General features: G+C 65.8%; 10 protein-coding genes and 2 pseudogenes. 6 read left to right on the forward strand and 6 right to left on the reverse strand.

Annotated features, from left to right (window positions below):
• Positions 1–61 precede the first annotated feature (61 nt).
• From LRS09_RS18360 to guaA, 6 genes and pseudogenes are all read left to right on the forward strand, one after another.
• Positions 62–1,339 carry an RsmB/NOP family class I SAM-dependent RNA methyltransferase gene (locus LRS09_RS18360; protein WP_257808305.1) on the forward strand — a complete coding sequence of 426 codons (1,278 nt, stop codon included), beginning with the start codon at positions 62–64 and terminating at the stop codon, positions 1,337–1,339.
• A 205-nt stretch (positions 1,340–1,544) separates the two neighbouring features.
• Positions 1,545–1,931, forward strand: coding sequence for a PaaI family thioesterase (locus LRS09_RS18365; protein WP_257810244.1), 387 nt, complete (start codon positions 1,545–1,547; stop codon positions 1,929–1,931).
• A gap of 1 nt (position 1,932) precedes the next feature.
• Complete coding sequence (locus tag LRS09_RS18370) at positions 1,933–2,583, forward strand: 5'-methylthioadenosine/S-adenosylhomocysteine nucleosidase (protein ID WP_257808306.1); 651 nt, start codon at positions 1,933–1,935, stop codon at positions 2,581–2,583.
• A gap of 60 nt (positions 2,584–2,643) precedes the next feature.
• Positions 2,644–2,916 (forward strand): hypothetical protein, encoded by a 273-nt coding sequence (locus LRS09_RS18375; RefSeq protein ID WP_257808307.1) that lies wholly within the window; start codon positions 2,644–2,646, stop codon positions 2,914–2,916.
• Positions 2,891–3,325, forward strand: coding sequence for a type II toxin-antitoxin system VapC family toxin (locus tag LRS09_RS18380; protein ID WP_257808308.1), 435 nt, complete (start codon positions 2,891–2,893; stop codon positions 3,323–3,325). The genes LRS09_RS18375 and LRS09_RS18380 overlap by 26 nt, the downstream gene beginning before the upstream one ends.
• Positions 3,322–4,891, forward strand: a pseudogene (guaA, locus tag LRS09_RS18385) (glutamine-hydrolyzing GMP synthase). Before LRS09_RS18380 ends, guaA begins: the two are co-directional and overlap by 4 nt.
• A gap of 742 nt (positions 4,892–5,633) precedes the next feature.
• On the opposite strand, the pseudogene LRS09_RS18395 reads toward guaA, so the two are convergent.
• From LRS09_RS18395 to LRS09_RS18420, 6 genes and pseudogenes are all read right to left on the reverse strand, one after another.
• Positions 5,634–6,236: pseudogene (locus tag LRS09_RS18395) on the reverse strand (AAA family ATPase); the annotation flags it as partial.
• A gap of 59 nt (positions 6,237–6,295) precedes the next feature.
• On the reverse strand, positions 6,296–7,204 hold the full coding sequence (locus LRS09_RS18400) for an SMP-30/gluconolactonase/LRE family protein (protein WP_257808310.1): 909 nt from the start codon (positions 7,202–7,204) through the stop codon (positions 6,296–6,298).
• 67 nt (positions 7,205–7,271) lie between these two features.
• Positions 7,272–8,282, reverse strand: coding sequence for a zinc-binding alcohol dehydrogenase family protein (locus tag LRS09_RS18405; RefSeq protein ID WP_257808311.1), 1,011 nt, complete (start codon positions 8,280–8,282; stop codon positions 7,272–7,274).
• A gap of 91 nt (positions 8,283–8,373) precedes the next feature.
• A complete protein-coding gene (locus LRS09_RS18410; RefSeq protein ID WP_374684925.1) occupies positions 8,374–9,270 on the reverse strand; it encodes a sugar ABC transporter substrate-binding protein in 897 nt (298 codons plus the stop codon).
• Between the two features lie 95 nt (positions 9,271–9,365).
• Entirely contained in the window at positions 9,366–10,121 is a 756-nt protein-coding gene (locus tag LRS09_RS18415) for an ATP-binding cassette domain-containing protein (protein ID WP_257808313.1), read from the reverse strand.
• Positions 10,118–11,050 (reverse strand): ABC transporter permease, encoded by a 933-nt coding sequence (locus LRS09_RS18420; protein WP_374684926.1) that lies wholly within the window; start codon positions 11,048–11,050, stop codon positions 10,118–10,120. Before LRS09_RS18420 ends, LRS09_RS18415 begins: the two co-directional genes overlap by 4 nt.
• Positions 11,051–11,198: the final 148 nt, after the last annotated feature.

Genomic DNA, 11,198 nt, shown 5'->3' on the forward strand with positions numbered 1-11,198 from the left:
GCCCCCCGTTGGCCTTTTGCCGGCGTCCGCTATATGACGCCTCGCAAGAAAGGGGTGTGCGATGCGACTGGGCGGGAGGCTGGCGGCGGCTATCGAGGTTCTGGAAGACATGGAGCGACGGCATCGTCCCTCGGCCGACGCGCTGAAGGACTGGGGTCTGTCGCACCGATTCGCCGGCGCGGGTGACCGCGCGGCGATCGGCAACATCGTCTATGACGCGCTGCGCCGCCGGCGGTCTGCCGGATGGCTGCTGAGCGATGCCGCGCCGCGCGCCTGGGCGTTCGGCGGATTGATTCTCGAGACGGGCCGGACGGCCGCCGAGCTCAACGCGTCGCTCGACGGCGACCGCTTCGCGCCGCCGCCACTGACGGAGGCCGAGATCGCCGCCGTCGCCGCGCGCGACCTGGCGGACGCGCCCGAAGCCGTCCGCGCCGACGTGCCCGACTGGTGCGTGCCGCTGCTGGAGACAGCCTTCGGCGGCGACTGGGTCGAGGAGGCGCGGGCGCTCGCCGCCCGCCCGCCGCTCGACATGCGTGCGAACACCCTGCTTGCCACGCGCGACAAGGTGATCGGCGAACTCGCTGGCGCCGCACCCGCGGCGATCGCGCCCGACGGCATCCGCATTCCGCCGATCGAGGGCGACGGCCGGCACCCGAACGTCCAGGTCGAGCCCGCCTTCCAGAAGGGCTGGTTCGAGATCCAGGATGAAGGCTCGCAGATCGCCGCCCGGCTCACCGGGGCGGCACCCGGCATGCAGGTGCTGGACCTGTGCGCCGGGGCCGGCGGCAAGACGCTGGCGCTGGCGGCCATGATGGACAATCGCGGCCAGATTTTCGCGCACGATTCGGAGAAGGCGCGGCTGGCGCCGATCTTCGACCGCCTGAAGCGCGCCGAATGCCGCAACGTGCAGGTGATCGCCAATCCGGCCGGCCTCGCCGATCTCGAAGGCCGCATGGACCTCGTCCTTATCGACGCGCCCTGCACCGGCTCGGGCACCTGGCGCCGCCGGCCTGACGCCAAATGGCGGCTGACCGAGCGCCAGCTCGACGTGCGCATCGCGGAGCAGCGGTCGATCCTCGACAATGCCGCCCGCTACGTGAAGCCGGGCGGGTCGATCGCCTATGTCACCTGCTCGGTCTTCCCGTCCGAGAACCAGGACCAGGTGGCGGCCTTCCTCGACCGGCATTCCGACTTAGAGTCAACCGATCACGCCGCTCTCTGGACGGGCATGTTTCCGAAGCATGCCGAGAGGGCGCGGACGGGAGAGCACGGCGTCGTGCTGACCCCCTTGCGCAGCGGCACCGACGGCTTCTTCTTCGCCTCGCTGCGTCGGACCTGATGCCGGGATCTCCTTCGCCTCGCACGGCGATGATCTGCTTCGCTGGCTCGACCGATCGCTGCTGCGCTGCAGCATTGAGCAATTGCGGTGCGGGCCGGCCTTTGCGATAAGGCAGGCTTGCGGAGGACAGAGCGTGAAGGCGAACACACAGATCGATGCCGACTATGAGGAGCGCGTGCGCTCGAGCTTCGCGCGCCAGGTGGTGATGTCGACCATCGGCGCCGAGCTGACCAGCGTGACGCCCGGCACGATCGAGATCGAGATGCCCTATTCGACGGCGCTGACCCAGCAGCACGGCTTCCTGCATGCCGGCATCATCTCGACGGCGCTGGATTCGGCCTGCGGCTATGCGGCCTATTCGCTGATGCCGCCGGAGGCGGCGGTGCTGACCATCGAGTTCAAGCTCAACATGCTCTCACCCGGCAAGGGCGAGCGCTTCCTGTTCCGCGGCTCGGTGACGAAGCCCGGCCGCACGATCATCGTCGCCGACGGCCAGGCCTATGCCTATGCGGCGGACGGCGAGGCACGGCTGATCGCGACCATGACCGCGACGATGATGACCATCACCGGCCGCGAAGGCCTGGCGGGGTAATATGACGTTCGAGGTGCCGACATTCGCGGGGAGGCGGGTCCTGTTCGTGATGGCGGCCGAGGCCGAATACGGCCCGCATCTGAAGGCGCGCTTCACCCCGCTCATGACCGGCGTCGGGCCGGTCGAGGCGGCGATCGCGCTCACCGCGACGCTGGCGGGCCACGCCTCGCAAGGCGCGCTGCCCGACCTCGTCGTGTCCCTCGGCTCCGCCGGCAGCCGGTCGCTGGAACAGACGGGAATCTACCAGGCCACCGCCGTCTCCTATCGCGACATGGACGCTTCGCCGCTGGGCTTCGAGAAGGGCGCCACGCCCTTCCTCGACCTTCCGGCCGTGGTGCCTTTGCCGCTGCGCATTTCGGGCATCGCCGGGGCGACGCTGTCGACCGGTGCGAACATCGTCTCGGGCGCTGCCTACGATGCGATCGACGCCGACATGGTGGACATGGAGACCTTCGCGGTGCTGCGCGCCTGCCAGCGCTTCGGCGTGCCGCTCGTGGCGCTGCGCGGCATTTCCGACGGCGCGGCCGACCTGCGCCATGTCGGCGACTGGACCGAATACCTGCATGTCATCGACGAGAAGCTGGCGGGCGCGGTGGATCGGCTGGGACAGGCGATCGCGAAGGGCGAGGTGCCGATCATCGGCCGAGACTGACTGCCCATTGCGAGGAAACAGCCTCCACAGTACATTTGGTACAGTCATCGGAGGCGCGAAATGGGCGCGATACACATCGAGGGCATCGAGGAGACGGTCCTGAAATCCATCGCGCTGCGCGCCGAGCAGAACGGCAGAAGCCTCGACGAGGAAATCCGCGCGATCCTGGCAAGTGCCGCAAGCGAGAAGCCGGACCGGCTGACGCCGGAGCAAGCGAAGGCGCGTGCGGATGAGTTCGCGGCTATCCGGGCGATGACCAAGGGCTACTCGCCCGAGACGGACAGCACCAAGATAATCAGAGAGATGCGTGACCGCGGCTACTCTAATTATTGATGCAAGCGCGCTGGTCAAACTCCTCGTAGGAGAGCCGGATTCGGAGAAGTATGCACTTGCTATAAGAGATGGCAGGCGGCTTGTGGCCCCCGCTCATATCCTTGCCGAAACCGGAGAAGTGGTTAGCCGCAAGATACGTGCCGGCCACGTGGACGCTGCTCAACTGCGGGCTATAGTGCAGCAGCTAGAAACCGAACTCGAGGTCCTTCCTCTTGTTGATTTGCTCGAGGAGGCGGTTGGCATCGCATTGGACACAGGCGCAAGCGTCTACGACTGCCTCTATGTCGCCGCGGCGTCTCGTCATAGTCGACCATTGCTCACCGCCGACGCCCGCCTGATATCCTGCCTCGCGGGAACCCGCTACGAGCCGTTGCTGATTCCGCTCGACTCGGCTAATGCCCCGCGATGACAGCCCATCCCGACTCCATTCTCATCATCGACTTCGGCAGCCAGGTCACGCAGCTGATCGCGAGGCGCGTGCGCGAGGCGGGGGTCTACTGCGAGATACACCCTTTTCAGAACGCCCAGGCTGCGTTCGAGAAGCTACAGCCGAAGGGCGTCATCTTCTCCGGCGGCCCGGCCTCGGTGACGACCGAGGGCAGCCCGCGCGCTCCGCAGGTGGTGTTCGACGCCGGCGTGCCGATCCTCGGCATCTGCTACGGCCAGCAGACGCTTGCGACACAGCTCGGCGGCACGGTGGAGGGCGGGCATGCCGCTGAGTTCGGCCGCGCCGACGTCGAGATCAGGAAGGCGAGCCCGCTGTTCGACGGCTTCTGGCAGGTCGGCGGCCGCTATCCGGTCTGGATGAGCCATGGCGACCGCGTCACCAAGCTGCCCGACGGCTTCGAGGTGATCGCCACCTCCGAGAACGCGCCCTTCGCCATCGCGGCAGACGAGAAGCGGCATTACTATTCCACCATGTTCCACCCCGAAGTGGTCCATACGCCCGACGGCGCGAAGCTGCTCTCCAACTTCGTGCACAAGATCGTCGGGCTGAAGTCGGACTGGACCATGTCGGCCTATCGCGCCGAGATGATCCGCAAGATCCGCGACCAGGTCGGCACCGAGCGCGTGATCTGCGGCCTGTCCGGCGGCGTCGATTCCTCCGTCGCGGCGGTGCTGATCCACGAGGCGATCGGCGACCAGCTGACCTGCATCTATGTCGACCATGGCCTGATGCGCCTGGGCGAGAGCGAGCAGGTGGTCGGCATGTTCCGCGACCACTACAACATCCCGCTGGTACGTGGACGCGTCCGATCTGTTCCTGACCCAGCTCGCCGGCGTCAGCGACCCGGAGGTGAAGCGCAAGACGATCGGCCGCCTGTTCATCGAGGTGTTCGAGGCCGAGGCCGGCAAGATCGCCGCCGACGGAAAGGGCGCCCCGAAGTTCCTCGCGCAGGGCACCCTCTATCCCGATGTGATCGAGAGCGTCTCCTTTTCCGGCGGCCCCTCGGTGACGATCAAGAGCCACCACAATGTCGGCGGCCTGCCCGAGCGGATGAACATGCAGCTCGTGGAGCCGTTGCGCGAACTGTTCAAGGACGAGGTCCGCGCGCTCGGCCGCGAACTCGGCCTGCCAGAGAGCTTCATCGGCCGCCATCCCTTCCCGGGCCCCGGCCTCGCCATCCGCTGCCCCGGCGGCGTGACGCGCGAAAAACTCGACATCCTGCGCAAGGCCGACGCGATCTACCTGGAAGAGATCCGCAAGGCGGGCCTCTACGACACGATCTGGCAGGCCTTCGCCGTATTGCTGCCGGTGCAGACCGTCGGCGTGATGGGCGACTACCGCACCTACGACTTCGTCTGCGCGCTCCGCGCCGTTACCTCCGTCGACGGCATGACCGCGGACTTCTACCCCTACGACATGACCTTCCTCGGCCGCACGGCGACGCGTATCATCAACGAAGTACGAGGGATCAACCGGGTGGTCTATGACGTAACGAGCAAGCCGCCCGGGACGATCGAGTGGGAGTGATCTAAGGTCGTTTCCGACCATCTCGCTTCGTGCGATCAGGCGCTCGACATTCTGACGGCGTTCCACACCATATTCGGGAGCAGTCGATACCTACGCCCCGGCTGATATGACGGCGATACGCCCGTCAGCAACGCAACGCTCAACCGTGTAATTGACACGGTCGTAGGGCGCATCCGAGAGACTGCCCCTGATTTTCAGAGCTTCGGTGTTCACGACTTGCGACGTACATTCTCGACTGGACTGCACTGCGCCAAGTTTGATGATCGTCGGCTCGAGATGAGCTTGGGCCACGCGGCTCGGAACCGGATCGCGGTTATCTACAACGTGAACCGCTACCTCGTCGAAGGGAAGATCATGATCTCGCGGTAGATGGTGGACCGGGACGGGCCGGTGCGGGCGTGAACGGCTTTTATGCGGACAATACGGTCTGCTAGAGCATGGCCGCGCTGCCTCCTGCGGGGTGTTGCAGAGGCCAGACAAGGCGATGATTTGTTGTTGTGCAATAGACATTTAGCTGGTGGTAGTAGTGTGGCGGGGAGGCGGTGGAAAATAGGATAGTTTTACAGCCCGAGCCCTCTTCCTCTGCCAAGTCCGAGCCCATGATGGAAGGCAAGTTCCCGCCCCAGGCTGCGGCCTGAGTCGGATGCCATGCCGAGGTCCTGTTTGCAGCCGGCAATAATGGATTAAAGCCGCGAATGCGTTGCCATGTCGCCGGCCTGATACTGGCGCTGGCTGGCTTGATAGAGCTTCTGCCAGCGCTCGACGAAGCGGTTGGCCCGGCGCTGCGGCGGATAGTTTCGATGTCTGCGCCCCCGTGACGCTCATGGATCGAACGGAAGGCGGTACCCGCCTCGATTGACTGCAGCTGCTGAGGATCGCCGACCAGCCCCACCTTTGCGCCCGCTTCCGCCGCATGGGACAGCACACGCTCCATCTGGCGCGTGCCGACGATGCCGAGAGCGCGCCTTTCCGTGATATACGCCGACGCATCGACCTGCTCGCCGGACAGGACAAGACCACGCAGTTCGGCGCGGGCAGGGGCTGCTTCACGGTCACCTTCACTCACCTCATGGCGTTCGCGCTCTGCCATCATCTCCGCGGCACGATGCAGGCGCTGTTTGGCCTCGATCATCTCCTCGCCGCGCCCGTCTTGCCCCAACGCCACCAGATCGGGCGAACGCCCTATGGCGCCGACCACTTCGTTGAACTGGTCGATGCAGTCGCTGTAGTGCGCGAATATTGCCGCGTCGCGGCGCGTGAAGGTGGACTGCTGATGCGTGATGGTGCCGAGTGCAGCCGTCGATTGTTGCACTTGACGTTGCCCCCGATGCGCCCACACTTTTTTCTCGGCCATCTGCATCACAGCCGCCGTCATCTTCTGGCTCTGATCAATGTATCCTGAGCCTAGGTGCAGCCCCGTGCATTAACGTAGACCGACCGCAGCGTCGTGGTGGCGCAGATGAACAGGCGATTGCGCTTCGGGCCGCCGAAGCAGACATTGGCGACCACCTCGTCGATGAGGATCTTGCCGAGCAGCGTGCCGTCGGGCGCGAAGCAGTGCACTCCGTCGCCGGCCGACGACCAGATGCGACCCTCGGTATCGACCCGGAAGCCGTCGAACATGCCGGCGTCGCAGTCCGCGAAATCGACACCGCCTGCGAGTGACGCTCCGTCGGCCGATAGGGTATAGCGGCGTATTCTCGGGATGCAGTCCGCGAAATGCGATCTGCCGGTGTCCGCGACATAGAGAAAGGCCTCGTCCGGCGAGAAGGCGAGCCCGTTCGGCTGCTTCATGTCGGCGACCACCCGCGTGACACCGCCTCCGGAATCGATCCTGTAGACATGGCGGCCGTCCTGCTCCATCGGCGCCGCGTCGCCCTCGTAGTCGCTGTCGATCCCGTAGGACGGATCGGTGAACCAGACCGAACCGTCGGACTTGACCACGACGTCGTTGGGCGAGTTGAGACGCTTGCCCTCGAAACTGTCGGCCAGGATCGTGCGGCTGCCGTCGATCTCGTATCGGCTCACGCAGCGACCACGGTGTTCGCAGGTGATGAGGCGGCCCAGCCGGTCCACCGTATGGCCGTTCTGGTTGCGGCATGGCTGCTCGAAGATCGCCACCTGGCCGTTCATCTCGTCCCAGCGCAGGATGCGGTCGTTGGGGATGTCCGACCAGATCAGGTAGCGGCCGGCCGCGAAGTAGGCGGGGCCTTCGCACCAGCGCCCTCCCTGCCAGAGGATTTCGGGCCCTGCATTCTGGTGGATCAGACGGCCGAAACGTTCGTCGTGAATCTCATAGTCGATCGCGGGCAATCTGCGCTTCCTCCCTGAGGGCTGACCCCGAAGCCGCAAGGACGCGCGGCTTCCCATTCCTCGACGATCAGCCGATTTCCACGATCGCCTTGATCAGTCCGGCTTTTTCGTTTGTCCAGTGGGGAATGTCGCGCACAGCCCCAGTCAGGTCAGTTCGATGCGTAATCAGGCGATCCACCGGCACCGAACCTTGTCGCATTGCCTCGATGACGCGCTCGAAATCCTCCGCCGTGGCGTTTCGGCTGCCGAGGAGCGTCAGTTCCTTCCTATGGAAGTCGGGATCCATGAACCGGATCTGCTCCTTCACCACGCTGACCAGCACATAGCGGCCGCCATGCGCGGCGTAGTCGAAACCCTTCTCCATCGCTCCCGGGTTTCCAGTCGCATCGAAGACTACGTCGAATCCTTCGCCGGAGGTGAACCGGTCCAGCGCATGCGACCTGTCCCCATCGGCGGCGATCGGTGTGACGCCGAGGATGGCGGCCGTTGCGCGCGCGCGCTCCGTCTCGCGATCCAGCACCGCGACAGCGCCCCCGGAGAGCCGCGAGAACAGGGCAACACCGAGCCCGATCGGGCCGGTCCCAACGACGAGCACCCGGTCCCGTGCCGTCACCGCGGCACGTCGCACCGCATGCGCGCCGATCGCGAGGAACTCGACGGTCGCCGCCTGGTCGAGCGACAGGCCGTCGATAGGGATCAGGTTTCCCGGCGGAACCGCCAGGAGGCCCGCCATGCCGCCGTCCTGGTGCACCCCCAGCACCGACACGCGCACGCAGCAATTGGGTTTGCCGCGCCGGCAGGCAATGCAGCCGCCGCAGGACAGGTACGGATTGACCGCGAAGCTCTGCCCGGGCCCGATCCCGGAGCCGGCAGGCGCATGCACCACCTCGACGGCGAGTTCGTGGCCCATGATCCGCGGATACAGCAGGAACGGATGCTTGCCCTCGAAGATATGATAGTCGGTTCCGCATATGCCGACGCGGCGTGGCCGCACCAGCGCATAAGACGGGTCTGGTGTCGGGGCCGGGCGCTTCTCGACGATCAGCTTGCCCGGCTCGACGCAGACGAGGGCTTCCATGGACTGCACGTAGGTGTCTTTCGATGTCCGTGCGACGGGCGCACTCTCGCAGGAAGACGAGGGGCCGGCTGCGCGCCGGCCCTCGCATCGGCTATTTGAACTCGGCCATGTTGGCCTTGGTGACGAGGGCCGCGCCGGAATCGATCAGCGACTCGACCTTCTCGCCCCGGATAGCGTTGACCAGGGCCTCGACGCCGAGCGACGCCATCTTGGTCGGGAACTGGGCGACCGTGGCATTTTCGATGCCGGCCTCGAGCGCTTCGGCCTCGCCGCAGCAGAAGTCGAAGCCCACCAGGATCACCTTGCCCGCCAGATTGGCGTTCTTGATCGCCTGGGCGGCGCCGGCCGCCGGGGGGCCGCAGGCCGCGTAGATGGACTTCACGTCCGGATTGGCGGTGAGGATATCCTGCGCCACGTTGATGCCCTTCTCCTCGGTGCAGTCGGTCGCGCCGCTGCCGACGATCTTGACGTCCAGCCCGCCGAGCCCTTCCTTCATGCCCTTGACGCGATCGTCGAGCGACGGAACGCCGGGCACGCCCTCGAGGATACCCATCGTGTCGCCGGGCTTCAGCACCGACTTCAGATACTCACCGGCGATCTTGCCTGCGTTGTAGTTGTTTGTGGTGGCCAGCGCCGTTCGTCCGGTCCAGCCGGGGATGTCGTTGTCCATCAGCACGACCTTGACGCCGGCGCCGATGGCCTTGTCGAGCGCCGTGGCGACGGTCGGGTCGACTGGGGTGAGGGCGATGCCCTGCACGCCCTGCGTCACCATCGACTCGATCTGCGCGATCTGGCCTTCGATGTCGGTCGCCGAGGCGCCTTGGCCGAAGACCATCTCTATGCCTGGATTGGCCGCCGCGTAGTCCTTCGCCGCGTTCTCCATGGTGGCGAAAAACGGCACCGGGAACTTGGTGATGAAGCCGATTTTGACCGTATCGGCTGCGGTTGCCGGGGCGACGAGGCTGAACGCGACGACCGCTCCCGTCAGTATTGATCGGAACCTCACAGTGCTCCTCCCTCTTCTATGGACCGCTCCCCTCGAGCGATCTCCGGATCGCTTCCGTTTCCCGGAAGCGAATTCGTTCAGGCCTCTGCGCCGACGATCAGCGACACCAGTTCCTGCTGGTTGGCGCGATCCGGTTTCAGTTCGCCCATCTTGCGGCCCTGCCGCAGCACCACGGCGCGGTCCGCGAGGTCGATGACCTGCTCCATGTTGTGGGTGATCAGGATGACCGCGTTGCCTTCGTCGCGCAGCTGCCTGACCAGATCGAGAACCTTGCGCGACTCCCGCACGCCGAGCGCGGCGGTCGGCTCGTCGAGGATAACGACCTTGCGGGCGAAGACCGTCGCGCGCGCCACGGCGATCGCCTGCCGCTGACCGCCCGACATCAGCGCCACCGGGGCGTCGGACCTGGGCAGTCTGACCTTCAGCCGATCGATGACCGAGGCTGCCTCCCGATCCATCTCGCGGGCACGCAGGAAGCGCAGGCCGCGCGGCAACCACTTCGGAAATGCCAGCTCGCGGCCGCAGTAGAAGTTCTGCGCGGGCGTCAGGTTGTCGAACAGTGCGAGGTCCTGGTAGACGGTCTCGATGCCGGCGCTTCGTGCAAGCGCGGGCGTCGACAGGGATGCTAGGTCTCCGTCGAGGCGGATCTCGCCTTCGTCCAGCGTGTGCACGCCGCTGATGCCGCGCACGAGGGTGGATTTGCCGGCGCCGTTGTCGCCCAGAAGCGCCAGAACCTCGCCGCGATACGCGTCCAGGCTGACGCCCTTCAAAGCGTGGACCGCGCCGAAGCGCTTATGGCCGTTGCGGACCGAGAGAACCGAACCGGCGCTCATTGGGCCCTCGCCTGGTTCGCCCGCGCACGCCCCTCGAGATGGTTGCGCAAGACGTCCGCCTCGACGGCGAGCACGATGATCAGCCCGATGGCGATCATCTGGTAGAAGACGTCGACATTGAGCAGGTTCAGAGCGTTGCGGATGACGCCGATCATCAGCGCGCCGACCAGCGCATGGCCGAGATGGCCACGCCCGCCGAGGAAGGAGGCGCCTCCGATGATGACCGCTGCGATCGTGTCGAGCTCGAGCAGGTTGCCATAGAGCGGCGAACTGGCACCCGTGCGGCCGGACAGGACGACGGCGCCGATGCCGGCGCAGAGGCCGGCAAAGGCATAGGTCGAGACCAGCACCCACTTGACCGGGATGCCCATCTCCACGGCCGCCTTCGGATTGCCGCCGACCGCATAGGTCCAGCGGCCCCAGACCATGGTCTTCATTATCACCAGCACGAGAAGCGCGACGCCGAACACGACGAAGAAGGAGTTGGGCACGCCAAGCGACGACGTCTCGCCGAGGTAGTTCACCGCCTCGGGCATGCCGCGCATGGTCGTGTGGTTGATCGACAGTTCGAGCGCCAGGCCCCTGCAGATGCTGAGCGTCGCGAGCGTGATGATGAAGGGATGGGGCAGGCGGCCGAACACATAGACCGCGCCGTTGACGAAGCCGACCAGCGTGCCTGTCGCCAGCATCGCGAGGACGACCAGGAAGGCCGAATCCGAGATGCGGAAGACCAGTCCGCCGATGACGGTCGCCAGCGCGAGATTGGCTCCGACCGAGAGGTCGATGCCACGCGTCAGGATGACGAGCTGCTGTCCCATCGCCACGATGGCGATGACGGCCGTCTGGGCGAGTATGTTTCCGATGTTGACCGGCTTGAGAAAGTTCGGCGTCAGGAGGCTGATGGCCAGCACGAGCAGTGCAAGAATCAGGATCGGGCCGATGCTCAGCAGCCTTAGGCCAAGCGCCACCGCACCGCCGCGATCCGCATTGCCGCGGGCCCCGGACATTGCGTCCGGATCCCTCGTTGCCTCGGCCAACGCGGCCTCCTCCCCCATCGGTTTCTTATAGAGAAAAAGC

Source organism: Mesorhizobium sp. J428, from assembly GCF_024699925.1.
Taxonomy (GTDB): Bacteria; Pseudomonadota; Alphaproteobacteria; order Rhizobiales; family Rhizobiaceae; genus Mesorhizobium_A.

Coding starts and splice junctions, on each gene's coding strand:
- LRS09_RS18360 (WP_257808305.1), top strand. CDS start 62: ATGCGACTGGGCGGGAGGCTGGCGGCGGCTATCGAGGTTCTGGAAGAC.
- LRS09_RS18365 (WP_257810244.1), top strand. CDS start 1,545: ATGTCGACCATCGGCGCCGAGCTGACCAGCGTGACGCCCGGCACGATC.
- LRS09_RS18370 (WP_257808306.1), top strand. CDS start 1,933: ATGACGTTCGAGGTGCCGACATTCGCGGGGAGGCGGGTCCTGTTCGTG.
- LRS09_RS18375 (WP_257808307.1), top strand. CDS start 2,644: ATGGGCGCGATACACATCGAGGGCATCGAGGAGACGGTCCTGAAATCC.
- LRS09_RS18405 (WP_257808311.1), bottom strand. CDS start 8,282: ATGGAAGCCCTCGTCTGCGTCGAGCCGGGCAAGCTGATCGTCGAGAAG.
- LRS09_RS18415 (WP_257808313.1), bottom strand. CDS start 10,121: ATGAGCGCCGGTTCGGTTCTCTCGGTCCGCAACGGCCATAAGCGCTTC.